General features: G+C 70.1%; 22 protein-coding genes and 1 pseudogene. 13 read left to right on the top strand and 10 right to left on the bottom strand.

The genetic code is table 11. The features are described 5' to 3' along the window. Positions 1 to 204: 204 nt before the first annotated feature. From ACIREO_RS36475 to ACIREO_RS36485, 3 genes are all read left to right on the top strand, one after another. The gene (locus tag ACIREO_RS36475; RefSeq protein ID WP_404118498.1) at positions 205 to 1062 is read left to right on the top strand and encodes a helix-turn-helix domain-containing protein; all 858 of its coding nucleotides are present in this window, start codon (positions 205 to 207) and stop codon (positions 1060 to 1062) included. A gap of 246 nt (positions 1063 to 1308) precedes the next feature. After that, the gene (locus ACIREO_RS36480; protein WP_404118500.1) at positions 1309 to 1515 is read left to right on the top strand and encodes a DUF397 domain-containing protein; all 207 of its coding nucleotides are present in this window, start codon (positions 1309 to 1311) and stop codon (positions 1513 to 1515) included. A gap of 566 nt (positions 1516 to 2081) precedes the next feature. After that, entirely contained in the window at positions 2082 to 3665 is a 1584-nt protein-coding gene (locus ACIREO_RS36485; RefSeq protein ID WP_404118502.1) for a sodium:solute symporter family protein, read from the top strand. Positions 3666 to 3767: 102 nt separating this feature from the next. On the opposite strand, the gene ACIREO_RS36490 is transcribed toward ACIREO_RS36485, so the two are convergent. From ACIREO_RS36490 to ACIREO_RS36500, 3 genes are all read right to left on the bottom strand, one after another. Beyond that, positions 3768 to 4883, bottom strand: a complete 1116-nt coding sequence (locus ACIREO_RS36490; RefSeq protein ID WP_404118505.1) for an ADP-ribosylglycohydrolase family protein — start codon at positions 4881 to 4883, stop codon at positions 3768 to 3770. A 163-nt stretch (positions 4884 to 5046) separates the two neighbouring features. Beyond that, the gene (locus ACIREO_RS36495) at positions 5047 to 5520 is read right to left on the bottom strand and encodes a carboxymuconolactone decarboxylase family protein (RefSeq protein WP_404118507.1); all 474 of its coding nucleotides are present in this window, start codon (positions 5518 to 5520) and stop codon (positions 5047 to 5049) included. Positions 5521 to 5632: 112 nt separating this feature from the next. Next, positions 5633 to 6739, bottom strand: a complete 1107-nt coding sequence (locus ACIREO_RS36500; protein WP_404118509.1) for an alkene reductase — start codon at positions 6737 to 6739, stop codon at positions 5633 to 5635. 57 nt (positions 6740 to 6796) lie between these two features. Between ACIREO_RS36500 and ACIREO_RS36505 the strand changes: the two genes are divergently transcribed. Next, positions 6797 to 7171 carry a MerR family transcriptional regulator gene (locus tag ACIREO_RS36505; protein ID WP_404118511.1) on the top strand — a complete coding sequence of 125 codons (375 nt, stop codon included), beginning with the start codon at positions 6797 to 6799 and terminating at the stop codon, positions 7169 to 7171. 110 nt (positions 7172 to 7281) lie between these two features. Here ACIREO_RS36505 and ACIREO_RS36510 read toward each other — a convergent pair whose 3' ends face one another. Next, positions 7282 to 7719, bottom strand: a complete 438-nt coding sequence (locus ACIREO_RS36510; protein WP_404118513.1) for a type II toxin-antitoxin system VapC family toxin — start codon at positions 7717 to 7719, stop codon at positions 7282 to 7284. Further along, positions 7716 to 7985, bottom strand: a complete 270-nt coding sequence (locus ACIREO_RS36515; protein WP_404118515.1) for a CopG family transcriptional regulator — start codon at positions 7983 to 7985, stop codon at positions 7716 to 7718. Before ACIREO_RS36515 ends, ACIREO_RS36510 begins: the two co-directional genes overlap by 4 nt. Positions 7986 to 8184: 199 nt before the next feature. Here ACIREO_RS36515 and ACIREO_RS36520 point away from each other — a divergent pair, with 199 nt between their 5' ends. Next, on the top strand, positions 8185 to 9120 hold the full coding sequence (locus ACIREO_RS36520) for an SDR family oxidoreductase (RefSeq protein WP_404118518.1): 936 nt from the start codon (positions 8185 to 8187) through the stop codon (positions 9118 to 9120). A 50-nt stretch (positions 9121 to 9170) separates the two neighbouring features. On the opposite strand, the gene ACIREO_RS36525 is transcribed toward ACIREO_RS36520, so the two are convergent. Both ACIREO_RS36525 and ACIREO_RS36530 read right to left on the bottom strand, forming a co-directional pair. Beyond that, the gene (locus ACIREO_RS36525; protein ID WP_404118520.1) at positions 9171 to 10055 is read right to left on the bottom strand and encodes a hypothetical protein; all 885 of its coding nucleotides are present in this window, start codon (positions 10053 to 10055) and stop codon (positions 9171 to 9173) included. Positions 10056 to 10258: 203 nt separating this feature from the next. Further along, positions 10259 to 12835 (bottom strand): bifunctional FO biosynthesis protein CofGH, encoded by a 2577-nt coding sequence (locus ACIREO_RS36530; RefSeq protein ID WP_404118523.1) that lies wholly within the window; start codon positions 12833 to 12835, stop codon positions 10259 to 10261. Positions 12836 to 12955: 120 nt separating this feature from the next. On the opposite strand from ACIREO_RS36530, the gene ACIREO_RS36535 reads away from it, so the two are divergent. After that, a complete protein-coding gene (locus ACIREO_RS36535) occupies positions 12956 to 13714 on the top strand; it encodes an HAD family hydrolase (protein ID WP_404118699.1) in 759 nt (252 codons plus the stop codon). A gap of 13 nt (positions 13715 to 13727) precedes the next feature. Here the strand turns inward: ACIREO_RS36535 and ACIREO_RS36540 are convergent, their stop codons facing one another. After that, positions 13728 to 14468, bottom strand: a complete 741-nt coding sequence (locus tag ACIREO_RS36540; protein WP_404118525.1) for a FadR/GntR family transcriptional regulator — start codon at positions 14466 to 14468, stop codon at positions 13728 to 13730. A 243-nt stretch (positions 14469 to 14711) separates the two neighbouring features. Between ACIREO_RS36540 and ACIREO_RS36545 the strand changes: the two genes are divergently transcribed. From ACIREO_RS36545 to ACIREO_RS36570, 6 genes are read left to right on the top strand one after another with little or no spacing between them, the layout of a single operon-like run. After that, positions 14712 to 16073 (top strand): MFS transporter, encoded by a 1362-nt coding sequence (locus tag ACIREO_RS36545; RefSeq protein ID WP_404118528.1) that lies wholly within the window; start codon positions 14712 to 14714, stop codon positions 16071 to 16073. Beyond that, the gene (locus ACIREO_RS36550) at positions 16073 to 17809 is read left to right on the top strand and encodes a dihydroxyacetone kinase family protein (protein WP_404118530.1); all 1737 of its coding nucleotides are present in this window, start codon (positions 16073 to 16075) and stop codon (positions 17807 to 17809) included. Before ACIREO_RS36545 ends, ACIREO_RS36550 begins: the two co-directional genes overlap by 1 nt. Further along, a complete protein-coding gene (locus ACIREO_RS36555; protein WP_404118532.1) occupies positions 17809 to 18309 on the top strand; it encodes a ribose-5-phosphate isomerase in 501 nt (166 codons plus the stop codon). Before ACIREO_RS36550 ends, ACIREO_RS36555 begins: the two co-directional genes overlap by 1 nt. Next, on the top strand, positions 18309 to 19103 hold the full coding sequence (locus ACIREO_RS36560) for a triose-phosphate isomerase family protein (RefSeq protein ID WP_404118534.1): 795 nt from the start codon (positions 18309 to 18311) through the stop codon (positions 19101 to 19103). The genes ACIREO_RS36555 and ACIREO_RS36560 overlap by 1 nt, the downstream gene beginning before the upstream one ends. Further along, on the top strand, positions 19091 to 19885 hold the full coding sequence (locus tag ACIREO_RS36565; RefSeq protein ID WP_404118536.1) for a sugar phosphate isomerase/epimerase family protein: 795 nt from the start codon (positions 19091 to 19093) through the stop codon (positions 19883 to 19885). Before ACIREO_RS36560 ends, ACIREO_RS36565 begins: the two co-directional genes overlap by 13 nt. Then, positions 19885 to 20754 (top strand): phosphogluconate dehydrogenase C-terminal domain-containing protein, encoded by an 870-nt coding sequence (locus ACIREO_RS36570; RefSeq protein WP_404118538.1) that lies wholly within the window; start codon positions 19885 to 19887, stop codon positions 20752 to 20754. The genes ACIREO_RS36565 and ACIREO_RS36570 overlap by 1 nt, the downstream gene beginning before the upstream one ends. A 116-nt stretch (positions 20755 to 20870) precedes the next feature. Here the strand turns inward: ACIREO_RS36570 and ACIREO_RS36575 are convergent, their stop codons facing one another. Together ACIREO_RS36575 and ACIREO_RS36580 are read right to left on the bottom strand one after the other, a co-directional pair. Continuing rightward, positions 20871 to 21653, bottom strand: coding sequence for a hypothetical protein (locus tag ACIREO_RS36575; protein WP_404118541.1), 783 nt, complete (start codon positions 21651 to 21653; stop codon positions 20871 to 20873). Between the two features lie 44 nt (positions 21654 to 21697). Then, positions 21698 to 21829: pseudogene (locus ACIREO_RS36580) on the bottom strand (hydrolase); the annotation flags it as partial. A gap of 105 nt (positions 21830 to 21934) precedes the next feature. Between ACIREO_RS36580 and ACIREO_RS36585 the strand changes: the two are divergent. Beyond that, complete coding sequence (locus ACIREO_RS36585) at positions 21935 to 23101, top strand: hypothetical protein (protein ID WP_404118543.1); 1167 nt, start codon at positions 21935 to 21937, stop codon at positions 23099 to 23101. Positions 23102 to 23131 lie beyond the last annotated feature (30 nt).

Consider the following 23131-nt stretch of genomic DNA (forward strand, 5'->3'; position numbering starts at 1 on the left):
AATACCGCCGCGCCGACGTCCCCAAGACCCGGTTCGGGAGCCGCACCAGGCGCGGGGCAGCCGGATCCACCAGCTGCCCCGCGCTCCTGCGTGCGGTCATTACGTGTGGCCATTTCCCAGCGCGGCCGGGCCCCCGGGTGGCAATCTGCTGAGCAAGCAGATACGCACAGCTACAAAAGCTGCATAGCCGGAGGTGCCGTTCCCGTGCCGACCAACGTCAATCCCACTGTCAGGCGACGCCGGCTGGGTCAGGAACTGCGCCGCCTCCGCGAGATCAAGGGCATGACGGCCGAGGAGGTGGCGGAGCGGCTGCTGGTCTCGCAGTCGAAGATCAGCCGCCTGGAGAACGGCCGCCGCTCGATCAGTCAGCGCGACGTACGCGATCTGTGCGGGGTGTACGAGGTCGAGGACCACCGCATCGTGGACTCGCTGATGCAGATGGCCAAGGACTCCCGCCAGCAGGGCTGGTGGCACGCCTTCGGCGACATCCCGTACAGCGTGTACATCGGGCTGGAAACCGATGCCGAGTCCCTCCGGGTGTACGAGCCCCAGGTGGTCCCCGGACTACTGCAGACCCGGGGCTACGCGGAGGCCCTGATCACCGGCGCCCTGCCCGAGGCGCCGCCGTCCGACATCGAGAAGCGGGTGAGCGTCCGGGCCCGCCGCCAGGACCGCGTCAACGCCCCGGAGCACCCCCTGCGCCTGTGGGCCGTCATCGACGAGTCCGCCCTGCGCCGGCTCGTCGGCGGCAAACAGGTCATGCTCGAACAGCTCGAGCACCTCATCGAGCAGTCCCAGCTGCCGCATGTGACCGTGCAGGTACTGCCCTTCGACATGGGGGCGCACCCCGGCATCAACGGCCAGTACGCCGTTCTGGAGTTCCCCGACGCCGCGGACTCCAGCGTCGTGTACATCGAGGGGGTCACCAGCGACCTCTACCTGGAGAAGGCGAACGACGTACAGCGCTACAGCGTCATGTACGAGCACCTGAGGGCACAGGCGCTGAACGTGGACCAGACCCGCCAGTTCATCGGTGACATCGCCAAGAGCTACACCCGCTGACACCCTCCGGGCACGGCTGGAACAGGCCGGCCCCACACCTCCCGTTGTGCGGGAAATAGTGCGATGTAAGGAAGGTGGGGGCGGGACGATACACCGCCACCACCTCCCAGCGGAAGACCCGCATGGAATATGCCATCCGGTCGAGTGAACGGCCTCACCACCAGGCGATGTTGGCGAGTAGCGTCGATCACGCCAACAGGAACGAAGTTGGTGCCACTCACATCAACTCTCTGAACCGGAGTGAACATGGCTATTCTTCAGGGTGCTACGGATAACTGGACGAAGTCGTCGTACTCCGGCGGAAACGGGGCGTGCGTCGAAGTGAAGTCGCCCGTCACGCAGGCCATCGCCGTGCGTGACTCGAAGGCTCCCGAAGGCCCCGCACTCTCCTTCGTGTCCGGAGCGTGGAACACCTTCGTGCGTGACGTCGCGTCGGGTTCGATCAACGCCTGACCGGCTCCACACCTGACCGGCACGCCGGTCCTCACGCGCCACACCATGGCCGGTCACCGCACACGACCGCCAGGAGCCCTCTCGACTGGCCCGCCGTCCTGGCCGAGGGGGCTCGACCCGCCATCGGAACCGGCGCCACCCATGGACGTACCGCACACATCACGAACGTCAGCAGTCGGCACCGAAAGCACGCCCGGTGCCATCAGTGCGTAAGCCTCACGTCGTGCAGCTTTCCCCCTTCTCCGGCCGCACGGGACCCGCATCCCGTGCGGTCGTTCTGCGTTCTCGGGCGTTCCTGCCTTGCGTCGATCTCTGCACAGCCTGACGAAGTGCCCGCTCATCGTGTGGCCGCGGTCACGTTCACGACAACGCCCCGAAGAGTCAAGAACAAGCAAAATCGTTCGTCTTGCTGATCCGCGTTCACATCTCTGATCGAGAAAACCTTGACCGTGGACCCGGACAGGCGGTTCAATCCCCGAAGCCCCCGTTCCCGCACGGGGCCCCGCTGAACGGCCGTACTGGCGAAGTGCGTTCCCGTTCACAAGGCGGACCCCTGGAGGGGGCACATGAACAGTCTCGACTGGGCCGTGCTCATCGGCTACTTCGGTGTGATGATCGCGATCGGACTCTGGTCGCACAAGCGCGTGGACAATGTCAGCGACTTCTTCACGGCCGGCGGCAAGATGCCGTGGTGGCTGTCGGGCATCTCGCACCACATGTCCGGTTACAGCGCGGTGATGTTCACCGGCTACGCGGGCATCGCGTACCAGTACGGCGTCACGTCCTTCGTGACCTGGTCCCTGCCGATCGCGATCGGTATCGGCATCGGCGCGAAGCTCTTCGCACCCCGGCTCAACCGGCTGCGTTCGCGGCTGCACGTCGCCTCGCCGCTCGAGTACCTGAAGAACCGCTACAACATCCAGACCCAGCAGGCCCTGGCCTGGTCCGGTCTGCTGCTGAAGATCGTGGACGTCGGCGCCAAGTGGGCGGCCATCGCGACCCTGCTGTCCGTCTTCACGGGCATCACCCTGACGCAGGGCATCTTCATCACCGGCATCATCACGGCCATCTACTGCACGGTCGGCGGACTGTGGGCCGACGCGCTCACCGAGCTCGGCCAGTTCGTCATCCAGCTGTTCGCCGGTATCGCGATGCTCGTCACCGCGATGAGCAAGCTCGACGGCTTCAGCACCCTGTGGACGGTCTGGGACAAGCTGCCGGAGGGCCACACGGACCCGACGGCCGGCCCGTACACGGTGACGTTCCTGCTCGCGTACCTCTTCATCAAGACCTTCGAGTACAACGGCGGCATGTGGAACCAGGCCCAGCGCTACATGGCCACGGACTCCGCACGCTCCGCGACCCGTTCGGCCCGCCTCTCCGCCATTCTGTGGCTGGTCTGGCCGACGGTGCTCTTCTTCCCGATGTGGGTCGCTCCGCTGCTCGTCGACGCCAAGAAGCCCGACGCCTCGGACAGTTACGCCCTGATGACCGAGCAGCTGCTGCCGCACGGGCTCCTGGGCCTGGTGGTCGTCGGCTTCTTCTCGCACACGATGGCGATGTGCTCCTCGGACGCCAACGCCATCGCGGCGGTCTTCACCCGCGACATCGCCCCGGTCTTCTCCAAGGCGGCCCGCACCTGGAGCACCCGGGCCGGCCTGCTGGCCGCGCGGCTCTCCACGCTCGGCTTCCTGGGCCTGTCCATGGCGCTGGCGACCCAGATCAACTCGCCGACGTTCAAGGACATCATCTCGGTCGTCATCAAGTGGGTGGCCGGCCTGATGGGTCCGATCGCGATCCCGTTCATGCTGGGCCTGCTGCGCAGGTTCCGCCGCTCCGGCCCGACGGCGGCCCTCACCAGCTGGGCGGCGGGACTGCTCGCCTTCTACCTCACCAACTACAACTTCGACGGTTCGGTGAAGACAAATGTCGCCCTCCAGTACCAGGTGGCGCTGCCGCTCGCGATCTCGCTGGTGCTCTACATCGTCATCGGGTTCATCAAGCCCGAGGACACCCCGGAGCGCGACGCGGTCATCGAAATGATCAACACGGACGACGGGGGCCCGGCGGGCGGTGCCGCCGCGGCGGCCGTTCCCCTGCAGAAGCCCGGCCCGGAGAACACGGGAGTTCCGGAGGGCGTGAAGGACTGACCTGCCCTCACGAGGGGGCATATGAACGGTGGGCGGACGCGGCGGCGTCCGCCCACCCCTGTCTTCCCGGACGCGCACGCTCACCTGCCGGCCACGTCCCGCTCAGTCCCTCGGATAGCGGGCCAGCCAGCCCGGGGCGACCGCTGCCGGGCTGTGCAGGGCGGGCCCCTGGGTCATCTCCATCGCGAAGTCGTCGGAGAGTTCGAGGAGCGTCGAGCGCCCCTCCAGCTCCGCCAGCCAGGCCGGCGGCAGCGCCGTCTCTCCGTGCAGCGCGCCGAGAAGGGCCCCGCAGACGGCCCCGGTGGCCGTGGACGGCCCGGAGTGGTTCACGGCGAGCCGCAGTCCGTTGCGTACGTCCTCGCCTACCAGCGCGCAGTACAGCGCCACGGCGAGGACCTCCTCCGCGGAGTCGGTGTCGCCGAGCGCCTCGATGAGCGCGGGCCCGGGGATCCCCTGGCGGACGGAGCCGAGGGCCTGCCGGAGCGCCTCGCAGACCTGCTCGCTGCCCGGACGCTCGGCGAGCAGGGCGAGAACCTGCTGGACCGAGCCGTCCAGGGTCTCGCCTCGGGCCAGCCCGTGCACGATGACGGCGAAGGCTCCGGCGGCGAGCTGCGCGGTGGCGTGGCCATGGGTGTGGGCGGCGCACTCGACGGCCAGCTGGAGGACCAGCTGCGGCTCCCAGCCGACCAGCAGCCCGAAGGGCGCGGAACGGGTGAGCGCGGCCGAGTCCCGCGCCGCGGGGTTCTTCGGCACGGCGAGGGTGCCCATCGTGGCGTCACCGAAGCCGACGAGGCACTCCCTGGTCGGGGCGCGGCGGGTGTACAGCCACTCCTCCCTGGCCAGCCAGCCGTTGTCCTTACGGCGTTCGTCGGGCCCCCAGGCACTCTGGGTGGCCGCCCAGCGCAGATGGGCCCGGTGCACATCGGTCGGCGGATGCCAGGCGCCGGTGTCACGGCGGACCTGAGCCCGGATCAGGCCGTCGACGGTGAAGAGGGTCAGCTGCGTGACGGCGGTGACGGCGCCCCGCCTGCCGTGCGCGGGGACGAAGTCGGACACCCCGTCCACACCGTGGGCCTCGCGTATCGCCTCCAGCGTGAGCCCCGAGACACCGGCCCCGAGCGCGTCCCCGATGGCACCGCCGAGCATGGCCCCCCGCACCCGGCCACGGAAGTCCTGCTGCTGGGCACGGCCCCAGACAGCTGTGGTCCCTGTGTTCACCGTGCCCCTTCCGTCCGACCTACCGTGTGCGACTGCGCAAGCACTGTAATCGAACGGAAGGAGCGGTTCAGGGGGTGGAACGGAATGTACGGACTGGTACGCGAGAGCACTTGTGCGCGGCATTCCTGATGGTTTCCGGCCCGGCTTCCACCGGGCCGGAAGGTCAGCCGAACATGCCGGGCCGGTAGTCGCCCGCCGGCTGCTGGACGATGACGTTCAGGCGGTTGTACGCGTTGATGACGGCGATCAGCGCCACCAGGGCGATGAGCTGGTCCTCGTCGTAGTACTTGACGGCGTTAGCCCACACCTCGTCCGGCACGCCGCCGGCCGCGTCGGCGATGCGGGTGCCCTGCTCCGCCAGCTCCAGGGCGGCACGCTCGGCGTCGGTGAAGACGGTGGCCTCGCGCCACGCCGCGACCAGGTTGAGCCGGAGCGTCGTCTCGCCCGCCTCCATGGCCTCCTTGGTGTGCATGTCCAGGCAGAAGCCGCAGCCGTTGATCTGGCTGGCCCGGATCTTGACCAGTTCCTGCGTCGCGGCGGGCAGGCCCGAGTCGGTGACCATCTTCCCGGCCGAGTTGATGTGCTTCAGGAAGGAGGCCGCGGCCTTGTTGCCGAAGAGGTCGATACGAGCGTTCATGATCAGCTCCTGAGGTGTCGCCGTTGCTTACACCCCCTCGACGGATCAGCCCCGGCGGGATGTGACACGGCTCCGTGTGGCCTGGTTCTCATGCGTGTGTCGCCCCCACGGCTCACCCCACGGCATCCAGGGCCGGATAGTCCGTGTAACCCGTCTCCCCGCCCACGTACATCAGGTACGCGTCCCGGACCTGGTTCACCGACGCGCCCGTGCGCATCCGGCGGATCAGGTCGGGGTTGGCGAGGAATGGGCGGCCCAGCGCGATCACGTCGGCTCCGGCGGCCAGCAGCCGCTCGCCGTGGGCTATGCCGCCGTCCTCCGGGATGCGGTCCTTCGGCAGTACGGGGTTGGCGATCAGCGTGCCCTGCCAGTCCTTCCGGATCCGCTGGAAGACGGGATCCTCCGGGTCGGCGTATCCCACGTGCAGATAGGCGAGGCCTGTCCCCGCCAGGGCCGCGAGGAGCGCCGGGTAGATCTCCTCCGTGTCGCCCTCCACCATGCCGTTGACCGTGCTCCGCGGCGAGATGCGCAGACCGACCCGCTCGGGGCCGATCGCCGCCGCCACGGCCTCGGTCACCTCCACGACGAAGCGGATGCGGTGGGCCACGGAGCCGCCGTAGGCGTCGGTCCTCTGATTCGTCCCATGGCCGAGGAACTGGTGGAGGAGATAGCCGTTGGCGCTGTGCACCTCGACCCCTTCGAAGCCCGCCTCGATGGCGTTGCGGGCAGCGGAGGCGAAGTCCGCCACGGTCGTACGGATGTCCTCCTCTGTCATCTCGCGCGGGACGACCGAGGGCACGCGCCCGGCCGGGGTGTGGATCGTCTCCGGCAGCGCGATCGGCGATGGGGCGACCGGCCGCAGTCCGCTGGTGTCGGGATGGCCGGCGCGCCCGCCGTGCTGGATCTGGAGGAACATCCGCCCGCCCTCCGCCCGCACCGCGTCGGTGACCCGGCGCCACCCCTCGACGTGGGCCGGGCCGTGGATCGCGGTGATGTTCGGATAGGTCTGCCCCACGGCGTTCGGCGTGGACGCCTCCGCGATGATCAGCCCCGCCGAGGCACGCTGGGCGTAGTACGTGGCCATGAGCGGCGTCGGGACGCCCTCGGCGGTGGCACGGTTCCGGGTCAGCGGCGCCATCACGAGGCGGTGGGGAAGGGTGAGGGGGCCGAGTGCGACGGGTTCGAAGAGCTTCGCGGGGGAAGTGGCTGCATTCGTCATGCCGAAACGGTAAGAATTGACATTGGTGTCAGGTTCAAGTCCGGAGGCGAGGAAACCATGCGGATCGGCGAGCTGGCGGCGCGTACGGGAGTGAGCGAACGCTCCCTGCGCTACTACGAGGCCCAGAACCTCCTGACGGCCGACCGCACCCCGGGCGGCCACCGCGACTACGCGGCGGGCGCGGTCGACCGCGTGATCCGCATCCAGGAGTTCTACGCCGCCGGGCTGTGCAGCGCGAAGATCGCCGAGCTGCTGCCCTGCGTACGGGACGCGGACGGCGGCCCCTCGGAGATCGCCACCCCGCGCCTGGTCAGCGACCTCTCCGTGGAGCGCGACCGCATCGACCGGAAGATCGACGAGCTGCTCCGCTCCCGCGAGGTACTGGACGACGTGATCGCCACGGCGGCGGGCGAGAGCACGACCGGAAGCTGAACGTGCGCGCGAAAATCTCGGTCCGGCGCGGCGCTACCGGCAGATGCCTGCGCGACGCCACGGCGGGCATGAGGAACTCGCGAACAGGAGCACGTCGCGCTGGGCGCCTCTCAGAGATCGTCGGGCAGGATGCGGAAGTGGGCGTATCGCCCGGCCAGCGGACGCAGAGCACGAAAGTCCCGAAGGTCTCTCGTGAGGACGGCATCGGTGTCGTACTCCGCTGCCAGCGCCACGTTAACGGCGTCCACAAGATCGAGGTTCAGCGAGTCGTACCGGGCCCGTACAGCCAGCGCCGCGTCGAGAACGTCCGGTGTCGGGGACGCCAGCACCAGCCGCAGCTCTCTGATGCGGGCTGACAGCGAGCGGAGAATGCCGTCGGCGGCACGGCGTCCGGCCCGGCTTGTGGCCACCTGGTGAACCTCGGTGAGCGCGAGCGGACTGGCCACGAGGAGCCCGCACTGGTCGGCAGCCTTACGGGCAGCGAGATGGTCGGGGTCCGCGCGGTTGTACAGGACCAGGAGCCCGGATGTATCAACAATGGCGATCAAGCCGCGTGCCCCCGGTTACGGGTCTCACGCTCGTCGAACCCCTCGGCCACGGCCTCGCGGACAGCCTCCCGGGTGAGTGACCCGCCGAGGTCGAAGGTCTCCCCGTCCTCCACGAATGGCTGATCCCAGACCCGCCGGGCGAGAGCTATGCGATGGATGCCTTCACGGATCAATTCCGCCTCGGACACACCGATCCGGGCCGCCGCCTCCTTGATCAGAGCGAGATCCTCGTCGTCCGCGTACACATTTGTCCGCTTGAGAGCCATAGGTCGATAGTACAGCTTGTGTACCACCAGGCGATCCACTTCGTCTCCGCCTGCGAGCGACCCGGGGGCCCGGCCGCGAACCGGGTGAAGAAACAGGACACAACGCGTCGGGTTTCGCGTCGAGCATGGTTTCACCGGTCGTCTTCGATGACATTCGTGAACCGGGTCGTACAGACAGATCAGGACCTCAAGGGGATTCATGTCCGACGCATCGAGCACTTCGACACCCGCACTCCACGGAAAGATCGCCCTGGTCGCAGGCGCCACCCGGGGCGCCGGGCGCGGTATCGCCGTTCAGCTCGGCGCGGCGGGTGCGACCGTGTACGTCACCGGGCGCACGACCCGGGAACAGCGCTCGGAGTACGACCGGCCCGAGACGATCGAGGAGACCGCCGAACTCGTCACCGTCGCCGGTGGAACCGGCATCGCCGTGCCGACCGATCACCTGGTGCCCGAGCAGGTCCGTGCGCTGGCCGGGCGCATCGATGCCGAGCAGGGGCGGCTAGACGTGCTCGTCAACGACATCTGGGGCGGCGAGCGGCTCTTCGCGTTCGACAAGCCGGTCTGGGAGCACGACCTCGACGACGGGCTGCGGCTGCTCCGGCTGGGCGTGGAGACGCACGCGATCACCAGTCACTTCGTGCTGCCGCTGCTGGTGCGGCGGCCGGGCGGGCTCGTGGTCGAGATGACCGACGGGACAGCCGCGTACAACGCGGCTAACTATCGCAACTCCTACTTCTACGACCTGGTCAAGAACAGCGTGCTGCGCATGGCCTTCGTACTCGCCCATGAGCTGAAGCCGCACGGCGGGACAGCGGTGGCGCTCACTCCGGGCTGGCTCCGCTCCGAGATGATGCTCGACAACTTCGGCGTGGCCGAGGAGAACTGGCGTGACGCGCTGACCGAGGTGCCGCACTTCGGTATCTCGGAAAGCCCGTCGTACGTCGGGCGCGCGGTCGCCGCTCTGGCCGGTGACGCCGACCTCGCGCGCTGGAACGGACAGTCGCTGTCCAGCGGGCAGCTCGCCCAGGAGTACGGCTTCACCGACCTCGACGGTTCCCGCCCCGACTGCTGGCGTTACCTGGTCGAGGTCGATGCCGCCGGGAAGCCGGCGGACACGACGGGGTACCGGTGAGGGTCAGGGCGTAGGGGCCGTGCGGGCGGTCGCTTCGGTTGAGGAGCCGCCTACTCCTCGGCGAAGACGTCCTCGGCCGACCGGGCGGTGGGGGCCCGCAGAAGCCAGCGGTTCAGGGTGTCGAGATCGCCGCAGGTGGTGATCCGTTCACGCGCCTCGTCCGACACGTCGACGCCCGCTTGCGCGAGGAAGAGCAGGATGCCCTGCGCGATGCCTTCCGTCCGGCCTTCCGTCCGGCCCTCGTCCCGGATTTCCTCTGCCATGAAGGACTTGTAGAAAGAGAGGTCCACGGCCACCAGGTTCCTCCACTGTTGTGCGGCCGGGCGGTTGCCCAGGCCTTGGGCGGTGAGTTCGACAAGGGGATCGGCGATGACTTCCGGTACGTCCCGCAGAGCGGTGGACAGCGTTTTCAGTATGGCACCGATGTCCGGATCAGCGGCATGTGTGATCGCCGCCAGCGTGGTGAGCGCCAGGTCCTTGCGGGCCTCGGCGACATTGGTGATCACCGGCATGTTGTGCGGGCCCGCGACGAGTGGGCGCAGGGTGAGCGCGGGCCACTGGCGGGGGCCGATGGGGACCGGACGGGAGGCCCATTCCGCGGTTGCACGGTCCTGGCAGACGACCAGCAGCAGCGGCGGGAGCCGGTACTTCGTGTACAGGTAGGACAGGTAATAGGCCCAGCTCGCCGGCTTGTCCGTGTCCTTCTTTCCTTGGGCCTCGATGGCCAGGAGAAGCGGCTCATCGCTCTCCGTGTCCAGCCGCAGCAAGGTGTCCACACGTCGTTCGAGTGGACGGTTCTCGGTCAGGTCGGTAGGCATCACGGTGACCGAGACGGGCGGGGAGATCGTGATCCCCAGTACTTCCGAGACACGGGAGAACAGACCCGGGTGTTCCTGGAAGATGCGGTGCATCGCCTCATGGGGCGAACTGACCATGCGGGACTCCTGCGAGTGGCGTGATGCTCGAAGCACCCCCGAGCACCGGATTTCGTACTTGCCGGGAGCATATGTCCGCAGTGTCGCCCGGACCCGCCCGAAAGAGTCAGCTCACCCATGTGAGTGACGTATGCAGAACGGCAGTTGCGCGCACCTGTTTCCGGAGCCCGGCCGGCCGGGCTCCGGGAGCCGACCCTGCTCCGCTACTGCGGCAGCACCGGCAGCAGTTCCGGCAGGTGGCCGTCCGAGGCTGCCGCGGCCGTGACGCGCTCCTCCGGGACCTCGCCGTACAGCGTCGTACGCGGCTTCGCCGGGCGGCCCGCGAGGTCGGCGATGGCGACGAGCTCCTGGATCGAGCGGTACGAGCCGTAACTGGAGCCCGCCATACGGGAGATGGTCTCCTCCATCAGCGTCCCGCCGAGGTCGTTCGCGCCCGAGCGCAGCATCTCCGCCGCACCCTCCGCGCCGAGCTTCACCCAGCTGGTCTGGATGTTGGTGATGTGCGGGTGCAGCAGCAGACGGGCCATCGCGGTGACCGCCCGGTTGTCGCGGTCGGTGGGCCCGGGGCGGGCGATGCCCGCCAGGTAGACCGGGGCGTTGGTGTGGATGAACGGCAGGGTCACGAACTCCGTGAAGCCGCCGGTCTCCTGCTGGAGGCGGGCCAGCGTCCTGAAGTGGCCGAGCCAGTGGCGGGGCTGGTCGACATGGCCGTACATCATCGTGGACGAGGAGCGCAGACCCGTCTCGTGGGCCGTTTTGATGACCTCCAGCCAGTCGGCCGTCGGCAGCTTGCCCTTGGTGAGGATCCAGCGGACCTCGTCGTCGAGGATCTCCGCAGCCGTGCCGGGGATCGAGTCGAGCCCGGCCTCCTTGGCCGCGGCCAGCCAGTCGCGGATGGACATGCCGGTGCGGCTCGCGCCGTTGACGACCTCCATCGGCGAGAAGGCGTGGACGTGCATCCCGGGGACGCGTTCCTTCACCGCCCGCGCGATGTCGAAGTACGCGGTGCCGGGCAGGTCCGGGTGGATCCCGCCCTGCATGCAGACCTCGACCGCGCCGACGTCCCAGGCCTGCGCCGCGCGGTCGGCGACCTGGTCCAGGGAGAGGGTGTAGGCGTCGGCGTCCGTACGCCGCTGGGCGAAGGCGCAGAAACGGCAGCCGGTGTAGCAGACGTTGGTGAAGTTGATGTTCCTGGTGACGATGTAGGTGACGTCGTCACCGACCACGTCACGGCGCAGAGTGTCCGCGATCCGGCACAGCTCGTCCAGTGCCGGCCCGTCCGCGTGGAGCAGGGCGAGCGCCTGGTCGTCGGTGAGCTTCGTGGGGTCGTCGGCGGCCTGGCTCAGAGCCTGGCGTACGTCGGTGTCGATGCGGGACGGGACCATGCCCGGGGCGGCGGCCTCGCGCAGGGCCTCCCAGTCGCCGTACACCTCGTCGAAGTCGTCGCGCCGGTCGCCGGTGCGGCCCTCGGTGTCGATGGTGCGGTGCAGGTCGGTGCGGCCGGTCGCGTCGAAGCCCTGGTCGGGTTCCTGCCAGGGCAGTCCGGCCGGGATCGCGCCCTCCTTGGCGAGGCCCGTCTCCGGGTCGGCGAGCGCGCGCACGTGCGGCAGGAGGCGGGGGTCGAGCCAGGGCTCACCGCGCTGGATGAACTCCGGGTAGATGGTGAGGCGTTCGCGCAGCTGGAAGCCGGACTCAGCGGTACGGGCCGCGAGTTCGTCGATGTGCGGCCAGGGGCGCTCGGGGTTCACATGGTCCGGGGTGAGGGGCGATACGCCGCCCCAGTCGTCGATGCCCGCGCCGATCAGCAGGGCGTACTCCGCGTCGACGAGATTCGGCGGGGCCTGGATACGCGCCGAGGGGCCCAGGATGTGGCGGGCTACGGCGATCGCGGCCGCCAGCTCCTCCAGTTCCGCGTCCGGCATCCCGCGCATCGCGGTGTCCGGCTTGGCGCGGAAGTTCTGGACGATGACCTCCTGGATGCCGTGATAGGCACGGGCCGTCTTGCGCAGCGCGAACAGGGAGTCGGCGCGCTCCTCGTACGACTCGCCGATCCCGATCAGGATGCCCGTGGTGAACGGCACGTTGGACCGGCCGGCGTCCTCCAGCACCCGCAGCCGGACGGCGGGCTCCTTGTCGGGGGAGCCGTAGTGCGGGCCACCCTTCTCGGACCACAGCCGGGTCGCCGTCGTCTCCAGCATCATGCCCATGGACGGCGCGACGGGCTTCAGCCGCTGCAGGTCCGTCCACGTCATCACACCGGGGTTCAGGTGCGGCAGCAGCCCCGTCTCCTCCAGCACCCGCACCGCCATGGCCCGCACATACGCCAGGGTGTCGTCGTAGCCCTCGGCCTCCAGCCACTCCCGCGCCTCGGGCCACCGGTCCTCGGGCCGGTCGCCGAGCGTGAACAGGGCTTCCTTGCAGCCCATTTCGGCGCCCTTGCGGGCGATGTCGAGGACCTCGTCCGGCGACAGGAACATCCCGTGGCCCGCACGCTTGAGCTTCCCGGGCACGGTGACGAACGTGCAGTAGTGACAGGTGTCACGGCAGAGCCGGGTCAGCGGGATGAAGACCTTGCGGGAGTACGTGATCACTCCCGGCCGGCCCGCGGATTCGAGGCCCGCGTCCCGGACCCGGGCGGCGGACGCGGCGAGATCGGTCAGGTCCTCCCCCCGCGCCTGGAGCAGGACGGCGGCCTCCGCCACGTCGAGGGCGACACCGTCGCGGGCCCGCCGGAGGGCACGCCGCATGGCGTTGGTCGTGGGGCGCTGAGGAACGGTCATGATCCGAGCATACGAGCGCGTCACTCCGTCCGGACCAGGGCCTCTTCCTCCCGTAACCGCCCCGCCCCCACTGGCGCCTTGGCCGTTATGTCCCGCTTGCCCCGTAGGCTCGGAGGGGTGATGGAAACGATCGTCTTCGACATCGGAGAAACCCTCGTCCGCGACGACCGCCACTGGGCCTCGTGGGCCGACTGGCTCGGGGTCCCTCCGCACACCGTCAGCGCGCTGGTCGGCGCCGCCGTCGCCCAGGGCCGCGACGGCACCGACGCACTGCGCATCCTGCGCCCCGGCATGGACGTCGCCGAGGCGTACCACGCGCGGGCGGCGGCCGGGCGTGGCGAGCACCTGGACGAGACGGACCTCTACCCCGACGTCCGCCCCGCCCTGGCCGAACTGCGCTCGCTCGGCCTGCGGGTCGTCGTCGCGGGCGACCGGACGGCGCGGGCCGGAGAGCTGCTGCGGGCCCTGGATCTGCCGGCCGACCTGGTCGTCACCTCGGAGGAGTGGGGCGTCACCAAACCGGACCGGGAGTTCTTCGCCCGCGTGATCGAGGTCTCGGGCGCCGCACCGGAGTCCACCCTGTACGTGGGGGACCACCCCGCCGACGACCTGTTCCCCGCGAAGTCCTCCGGGCTACGGGCGGCCCACATCCGCCGTGGCCCGTACGGACATTGGTGGGCGGACCACCCTGACGTCATGGAGACGGCGGACTGGCGCGTCAGCGCCCTGACCGAACTGCCGGCCCTGCTGGGCGGAGCCGCGCGGCGGAAGACGCCCCCGGCCCGCCAGGAGGAACCGGCCGCCCCCGAGGAGGCCACCGTCCCCGAGGAGGCCGCCCCTTCCGGGGAGCTCACCCCTCCCGAGCAGGTGCGGACCTGAGCCCTGCCCGCCCCTACTCGTCGGACCCGCTCAGCGAGAGCCTCAGCCGGTCGCTCGCGAGCCTCATGTGCTCGGCCATCGCCGCGTCCGCCCCCTCCGGGTCCCGCGCCCGGATCGCGTCGAGCACGGCCCCGTGCTCGTGCAGCGTCCCGCTGACCGTGCCCTCGATGTCTCCCGCCCGCTCCATCCACACCTGGAGCAGCGCCCGGATGGAGTGCAGGATGTCGCTGAGCACCGTGTTGCGGGCGATGTTCGCGGTCTCCAGATGGAAGGCGATATCGGCGTCGATGAAGGCCTTGACGTCCGTCCCCGCCTCCCGCATCCGCTCCAGGTGCTCCTCCAGGCGCTCGACGTCCGCCTCGGACGCCCGGTCGGCGGCGAGCCGCGCCGACATGCCCTCCATGAAGGTGCGGACCTCGACCAGATCCTGGGTGCGGCGCTGACCGAGCATCAGGCCCCAGTTGATGGCGCGCGGCAGGAACTCCGAGGTCCCGTCCCGGACGTACGAGCCCGAGCCGGGCCTGATCTCGATGATGCCCAGGACGTCCAGCGCGGACAGCGCCCCGCGCACGCTGGACCGTGCGACGCCGAGGGCGTCGGCGAGCTGGCGCTCCGCGGGCAGGCGTGTGCCCGGCTTCAGGTTCCCCTCGGACAGATGATCAAGGAGCCGCTTGGCCACCTCACTGACCGAGGACTCCCGTACGACAGGGCGCAGAAGTGACGTGAAATCGGGCGCTTCGGGCTGCGTGGACACGCTGACCAGTACATCAGACGGGGCGGCGGAACCCCGGAGCGGGCAGAAGATAACGCGCTCATCGGGCCAGGAGAAGGGCTCAGGGGAGCGACCTACATCACTTTGGTAAATTGGTGACCAATTTAGGATCCAGAGCTAGCTTGGAGTTGTTCACCGGCCGGAAACACAACCTTCCACGGTTCGCCTTCGCCTGCCGGAGCAGACACGGAATCGGACAAAGCGGTCCGCAAGCGAGGAGTCTCCATGGGCGCCACTGCGCATTCAGCGATCGAGAGATCAGCGATCAAGAAGGTCTCGGTCCGGCTCGTCCCCTTCGTGGCCCTGATGTTCTTCGTGAACTACCTGGACCGGACGGCCGTCTCCTTCGCCGAGCCCAACGGCATGGGACAGGACCTCGCCCTCACCGCGGCGCAGTTCGGCTTCGCCTCCGGCGTCTTCTTCATCGGCTACATCATTCTCGAAGTGCCGAGCAACATGGCACTGCACAAGTTCGGCGCCCGGCGCTGGCTGGCCAGGATCATGGTGAGCTGGGGCGTCGTCGCCCTCCTCTTCACCTGGGTGCAGAACAGCGAGCAGCTGTACACGCTCCGCTTCCTTCTCGGTGTCGCCGAGGCGGGCTTCTTCCCCGGCGCGATCCTCTTCCTCAGCCAGTGGGTGCCCTCGCGGCACCGTACGAAGGTGCTCGGCCTCTTCTACCTGGCGCAGCCCCTGACCACCGTCATCGGCGCCCCGCTGGCCGGCTGGTTCATCAACCAGCACGGGCTCCTGGGCCTCGAGGGCTGGCGCGTGATGTTCCTCGGCGTATCGATCCCGGCGATCCTGCTGGGCGTCATCGCCTGGTTCTACCTGAAGGACAAGCCGGCCGACGCGAAGTGGCTGACCTCCGAGGAGCAGGACTGGCTGACGAAGGAGCTCGCAGCCGAGAACGCCGGCAAGACCGGAGCGGACGAGAAGGCCGCCCACGGCAAGGCAGCCCTGAAGGCCGCCTTCACCAACAGCCGCGTCTGGATCCTCGCGCTCATCTACTTCGGCTTCATCTACGGCCTGTACGCCCTCGCCTTCTTCCTGCCGACGATCATCAACGGCTTCCAGGACCAGTTCGGCACGACGTTCAGCGTGATGGACAAGGCCCTGATCACCGCCATCCCGTATCTCCCGGCCGCGATCGTCCTCTACTTCTGGTCGCGTCACGCCTCCAGACACGGTGTCCGCACCTGGCACATCGCGGGACCAGCCGTCGTCGGCGGCATCTCCATCCCGGTCGCCCTCTACATGGGGTCGCCGGCCGCCACGATCGCCGTCATCACCGTCACCGCCTGTGCGATCTTCGCCGCGCTGCCGGTCTTCTGGTCCGTCCCCACCCAGTTCCTGACCGGCGCCGCCGCCGCGGCCGGTATCGCCCTGATCAACACCGCGGGCAACGTGGCCGGCTTCGCCGCCGGTTACGTCACCGGCTGGCTGAAGGACTTCAGCGGTGCCTACTACCTGCCGCTGTTCCTCGTCGGGGCCTTCATGCTCATGTCCGCCGCGCTGATGCTGTGGCTCGCCAACCGGACGAACGGCCGGGGCGCGAACCAGGGCCGGCCCCTCGCAGAGGTCCGCTGATGACCCGCCTGTCCAACGATCCCGCCGCCTTCGCCGACGAGGCACTCGAAGGCTTCGTCGCCGCCCACCCCCGCAGGGTCCGCCAGGTCCCCGGCGGCGTGGTCCGGGCCACCCGCACCGCCCCCGGCCAGGTCGCCGTGGTGGTCGGCGGCGGCTCCGGCCACTACCCGGCCTTTTCCGGTCTTGTCGGCCAGGGCCTCGCCCACGGCGCGGCGGTCGGGAACGTCTTCGCCTCCCCCTCCGCACACCAGGTGCGCCAGGTCGCACGGGCCGCCGAGACCGGCGGCGGCGTCCTTCTCGCGTACGGGAACTACGCGGGCGACGTCCTGCACTTCGGCCAGGCCGCAGCCCGGCTCACCGCGGAGGGCGTCCCCACCCGAACCCTCGGCGTCACGGACGACATGTCCAGCGCCTCGCCCACAGAGGCCCACAAGCGCCGCGGTGTCGCCGGCGACCTGGTCGTCTTCAAGACGGCCGCGGCGGCGGCCGAGGCCGGGCAGCCGCTGGACGAGGTGACCAGGATCGCCGAGCTGGCGAACGCCCGCACCCGCTCCTTCGGAGTCGCGTTCTCCGGCTGCACCCTGCCGGGCGCCGACCACCCCCTGTTCAGCGTCCCCGAGGGCCGGATGGCCGTCGGCCTGGGCATCCACGGCGAACCCGGCATGGGCGAGCAGCCCGTACCGACCGCCGACGAGGCGGCCGAACTCCTGGTCGCCACCGTCCTCGGCGAGCTCCCCGAAGGCGTCGGATCCCCGCACGGGCAACGGGCCGCCGTGATCCTCAACGGCCTCGGCTCCGTGAAGTACGAGGAGCTGTTCGTCGTCTACCGACGGGTCGCCCAGCTGCTGGCCGACGCGGGCGTGGAGGCCGTCGACCCCGAGGTCGGCGAGCTGGTCACCAGCTTCGACATGGCCGGCGTCTCGCTCACCCTGTGCTGGCTCACCGACGAGCTGGAGCCCCTGTGGACGGCCCCGGCCGACGCCCCCGCCTACCGCAAGGGCGCCGTCGAAGCCGCGGACCTGTTCGTCCCGGCCCCCTCGGCGGAGACCGTCGAGGAGACGGTCCCGCCCGCCACCGACGCCTCCCGCGAGGCCGCCCGCACGGTCCTCGGGGCGCTGCGCGTCCTCAAGGACACCGTCGGCGTCCACGCCGAGGAGCTCGGCCGGATCGACGCGGTCGCCGGCGACGGCGACCACGGCATCGGCATGCAGCGCGGCTCCACCGGGGCGTACGAGGCGGCGGCCCGCGCCGAAGCGCTCGGCGCCGGTGCAGAGACGCTCCTGCACCGGGCCGCCGACGCCTGGGCGGACCGGGCCGGCGGCACGTCCGGCGCCCTGTGGGGCGTCATGCTCCGCGCGCTCGGCACCGCGCTCGGCGACACCGAGCGGCCCTCGGCCCCCGTGGTCGCCGCAGGAGTCGCCCGGGCGGCGGAGGGTGTGATGGAGCTGGGGAAGGCGGAGGTCGGCGACAAGACGATGGTCGACGTCCTCGTCCCCTTCTCCTACGCGCTCACGGCCGCCGCCGAGGCGGGGCAGCCCCTGGCCACCGCCTGGGACACGGCCGCGCACTCCGCGTCCGCCGCCGCCGAGGCCACTGCGGACCTGCTCCCCCGGATGGGCCGCGCCCGCCCGCACGCCGAGAAGAGCCTCGGCACCCCGGACGCCGGAGCCCACTCGCTCGCCCTGATCGTCCGTGCCGTGCACGGCGTGTTCGTACCCACCATGGAGAACCACTGATGTCCGAGAAGCGGTCCGAGAAGCGGTCCGAGAAGCTCCGCGTCGTCGTCGGCTCCGACGACGCCGGCTACGCGTACAAGGAAGCCCTCAGGAAGGACCTGGAGGCCAGCGGTCTCGTCGAAGCCGTCACCGATGTCGGTGTCGACGCGGACGGGCACACCGCCTACCCGAAGGTCGCCATCGCCGCGGCCGAGATGGTCGCGCGCGGCGAGGCCGACCGCGCCCTGCTGGTCTGCGGCACGGGCCTCGGGGTGGCCATCGCCGCGAACAAGGTCAAGGGGATCCGGGCCGTCACCGCCCACGACTCCTTCTCCGTGGAGCGCGCGGTCCTCTCCAACAACGCCCAGGTCCTCACCTTCGGACAGCGCGTCGTCGGCCTGGAGCTGGCCCGCCGGCTGGCCTCCGAGTGGCTGACGTACCGCTTCGACGAGGCATCGGCCTCCGCCGCCAAGGTCGCGCTGATGGACGACTACGAGAACCAGCAGGAAGCCGCAGCCTGATGCCCGCGCAGAACCGCCCCCGGGTCACGATCGGGGTGAGCCTGAAAATGTACTTCGGCCACCACGACACCCTCAACTGGGCCCGCAGCATCGCAGATCTGGCCGCCCGGCACCCGGCCGTCACCAGCGGCGAGGCCGAGCTGTTCGTGCTGCCCGCCTTCCCCGCCCTCGTCCCGGTCACCGGCATCCTCGCCGGTACGGAGGTACGGACCGGGGCGCAGGACCTGGCGACCGACGACTCCGGTCCGTACACCGGCGAGGTCAGCGGCGCGCACCTGCACGAGATCGGTGCCCGCTACGCCGAGGTCGGGCACGCCGAGCGCCGCCGTCTCTTCGGCGAGGGCGACACGGTCGTCGCCGCCAAGACGGCCGCCGCCCTGCGCAACGGCCTGACCCCGGTGCTCTGTGTCGGCGAACTCGACCAGGTGTCCCCCTCCGAGGCCGCCTCCCGCACGGTCGCCGAGGCCGAACGCGTCCTGGCCACGGCGGCCCACGAAGGCCCCCTCGCCCCGGTCGTCCTCGCATACGAACCGCAGTGGGCCATCGGCGCCCCCCGGCCCGCCTCGGCCGAGCACATCCGCACGGTCTGCGAAGCCCTGACGGCCTGGCTCGCCACCCAGCCCTCCCTGTCCGGCAGCCGCGTCATCTACGGCGGAAGCGCGGGCCCCGGCCTGCTGACCGAACTGGGCCCGTGCGTCGACGGACTGTTCCTCGGCCGCTTCGCCCACGATCCGGCAGCGGTGGAAAGCATCCTCGACGAGGCCCTGGAAGGAGCCGCCGCGTGTACGGCCTGAGCACCTACGCCTTCTTCTGGCGCATCTCGGACAGGGCCCCCCGCCCTCTCACCCTCGACGAGATGCTCGCCGAGACCCATGAACTGGGCGGCGAGGTCCTCCAGATCTGCGACTACGCGCCGATCGAGACATACGACGACGAGCAGCTCGACGCCCTGCGCGCCACGGCCGCCGGCCACGGCATCGCGCTGGAGCTGGGCACCAGAGGCGTACGCACGGAGCACCTGGCCACCTACCTCCGCATCGCGCGGCGCCTGGGCGTCACCCTGGTCCGCTCCATGCTGAACACGGCGGGCCACCGCCCGACGGTCGCGGAGGCCACCGCGCTCCTGCGCGAAACCGTCCCCGCCTACGCGGCGGCAGGCGTCACGCTCGGCCTGGAGACCTACGAACAGGTCTCCACCGACGACCTGCTGTCCGTCGTACGCGGCGTGGACAGCCCGTACCTCGGCGTCGTCCTCGACCCGGGCAACAGCGTCGCCCGGCTGGAACGCCCGGTGGACGTCGTCGACGCCACCGCCTCCCACGTGGTGAACATCCACGTCAAGGACTTCTCCTTCTCCCGCCGCGACGGCTGGGTCGGCTTCACCTTCGCCGGCTGCCCTCTCGGCGAGGGCCTCCTCGACTACGGCGACATGATCCGCAAGGTCGGTCCCGACGAGCGTGGCATCAACCAGATCGTGGAGCACTGGCTCCCCTGGCAGGGCGATTTCGAGGAGACCGCCCGCCTGGAGGACCAATGGACCCGGCACAGCATCAACACCCTTCTGAGGAGCAAGTAATGGCCACCGAATCCAGGACCGTCGCCGTCATCGGGGCCGCAGGCAAGATGGGCCGGCGCGTCTCCGACAACCTGGTCAAGAGCGACTTCACCACCCTCTTCGCCGAGAACTCCCCCAAGGGCCAGGAGCTGGTCCGTGAGCTCGGCCGCGAGCTGACGGACAGCGCCGACGCCGCCGCGCAGGCCGACGTCGTGATCCTCGCCGTCCCCGACGTCGTCCTCGGCACGGTCTCCGAGCAGCTCGTCCCGGTCATGAAGCCCGGCGCGATCCTGCTGACCCTGGACCCGGCAGCCGCGTACGCCGGCCTGCTGACCCGGCGCGCGGACGTGCACAACGCCGTGGCGCATCCCTGTCACCCGTCGGTGTTCCTGGAGCGCACGACGAAGGAGGAGTGGGCGGACACCTTCGGCGGCATCGCCGCCCCGCAGGAGGTCGTCGCCTCCTTCGAGCCCGCCGCCGAGTCCGCGGACCCGGCGGCCCAGGAGCTGGCCGAGGCCGTCATCTCCACCATGTACGCCCCGGTCGTCGAGGTGCACTGGGTGACCGTCAAGCAGCTCGCGGTCCTGGAGCCGACGCTCGTCGAGACGATCGCCTGCATGGTCGGCGCCCTGCTGACGGAGGCCCTCCACGAGACCGTCCACACGGTGGGCGTACCGGAGAAGGCGGCCCGCGCGATGCTCCTCGGCCACACCCAGGTCGCGCTGGCCAACACCCTCAAGGGCTCGAACCCGTTCTCCGACGCCTGCCTGATCGCGATGGACTACGGCCGCGAGTCGATCGTCCGCGACGACTGGAAGAACGTCTTCAAGGACGACGAGCTCGACAAGGTCATCACGCGGATGCTCAAGATCAAGGAGATCAAGCGCTGACCCGGTCCTGACACCGGCATCGCCGCTCGGTTCTCCTTCGAGGACGGGCCGGGCTCTCCATCAGGGGTGGAGAGCCCGGCCCGTTCGCATGTCGTGGTTCCAAAGAACCGGAGACCCTAAGGGCTGTCGCCACAAGCGCCGAAGTCCGGCCATCCGCGCTCGAATCCGGACCAGTCCCCGTTCCCGTAGGAGTCGGGCTCCTCACCGCTCACAGAGATCCCGCCCTTGTGCTGCCTCCCGGCATGGCGGGCAATGACACCGTCCCCGGTCGACTGGAAGACCTGGAGCTCGGCGCGGCCGTCGTGATCGGTGTCGGTGGCCCGCACCCCGCCCACGAACGCCGGGCTCGGCATACGGATGGTGCCGGTCCGGTCACTGCTCAGGTCACTGGCGAGAGGCCCGTAGCGCACCTCATGCACCACCATGTTGTCCCGCGGGCTGTCGCCCGCGTCGTCCTGACTGTAGAAGAGAGCCAGATCGAGGTACCCGTCGCCGTCGAAGTCGCCGAAGGTTCCCCGTGTCTCCATATCCTCTTTCGGTGCGCCTCGCAGCTTCTGCCAGAACCCGCGGGCATCGCCGACGCCGACGGTCACGCGGTGATCGTCTCCCCGGACGACGACCGAGCTGCTGCCGTCGCGTCCCGGGTCGCGGATCTCGTCCAGTCGCCCGTCCGCGTCCACGTCGGCGCGAAGGGTACTGCTGTCGACCGCGCATATGGCCATGGGCGCATGACCGCCCGGTCCGGGCCCCGTGCCCAACAGGAGCCAGATGCCTACGGCGATCACGACGAGACCGGCCCCAACAGCCGTGAGGACCCGCCGTCGGCGGGTGAAGTGCCGTGCCGACGACGTGACCACGGCGCCGGACCTGGGTTGCCTCGGATCGGCAGAGAAAGACATGCCCCGCACTCTAAGTCCGGTGAAAGCCCTCAACGCCCGGCCGGTCAGCTGTACATGGCGACGCGGTAGAGCTCCGCGAGCGCGCCGTCGATGGGATGGGGCTGCGGGTTGCCCGTGGCATAGAGCCTGTTCCACCTCTGCAGGTTCACCGCGACGGACATCTGCCGCTCGCCGTCGTGGTCCGGAACTCCCCAGCGACCGTGATCCCCACGTGATCGACAGCCCGTAATCTCCCACCGCAGGGGAATCGCGGGGTGCGATCACATGGGGGCGGACGGCACATGACATACAGACGCGCGGCGATACCGGCACTGGCCGGGGGACTGCTGCTCACGGCGCTGCTGTGGTGGGCGGGGGCGAGCGTGGACGCACTGCGTCTCCAGGGCGCGACCAGCGCGCTCGGGGGCCGGGTGGTCGCCGATCTCCAGAGCTGGCTCTCGCCATGGTCGTACGATCCCCCGGACTCCGTCCGCTTCGGCACCGGGGTGCTGGGAGACATCGGGGACCCGGCCTCGGCCGACCCCGCCCGCTATCTCTCGCTGCACGAGACGGGCATGCAGATCCGGTTCGCCGCCGTCTTCGCCCTCTTCGTACCGGGCGCGCTGCTCCTGGTGCGCAGGCTGCCTCCGGTGAACCGCCGGATGCCGGCCACGCTCCTGGCGGTGTGGGCCTGGGGCATGGTGGCCGGAATGCTGGCATCGGCTGTCTCCGCGCCGTGGATCATCGCCTCGACCGGGCGCGGCAGCTACCGGTTCCTGCCCCAGCTGGCGGGCATGGCGTCCTCCGGGCAGCAGATCATCGTGGTGACCGCGCTCGTCGCGGCGGTGGTCACCGTGCTCGCCGCCCGGGTCACCGCCAAGGGCGCGGGCCCGCTGCCGCTGGGGGCCGTTCCGGTGCGGGCGGCCCGCCTGGCGGCGACCGCCGGGACCGCCGTGGTCTCGGTGTCCCTGGTGGTCCTCTCGTACGAGTCCGTGGCCGCTTCCCTCCAGACGGCCTCCCTGTCCGGCCGGCTGCTCTCCGAGCCGGGCGACCTGCTGCGCACATGGCTGCTGCTCGGTGGCTGGAACGCGCCGACGGACGGTTCCCTCGGCCGCTGGCTCCTGTACAGACTCGCCGATGCGCTGCTGCTCGCCGTGGTGTGGTGGGCACTGCGGCTGCTGCCCGTCCTCCTGACCCGGACCACCGTGCCGGCGACGGCGGCCGGCGGGGTCTGCGCGACCGTCGTCGGGCTGCTGGCCGGCCAGCTGTTCCAGTTCGCGGTGACCGGGGCCGACTCGGGCCTGCGGTGGGGCTGGCAGTACCTGCACGGCGCCCTGGGCAGCCACGTCCCGGCCGCCCTGACCTGGGGCCTCCTTGCGGGCCTCACCGCCGCCGTGACCCTACGACTGGCCGGAGGCGGCACGGAGGCCCCCGAGCCCGCGCCGGCGGAGATCACCACTGCGGCGTGACAGCCGCAGCCCCCGCCCGGCGGAAAGCCG

Source organism: Streptomyces sp. NPDC102441 (genome assembly GCF_044765585.1).
In the GTDB taxonomy this organism is placed as follows: Bacteria; Actinomycetota; Actinomycetes; order Streptomycetales; family Streptomycetaceae; genus Streptomyces.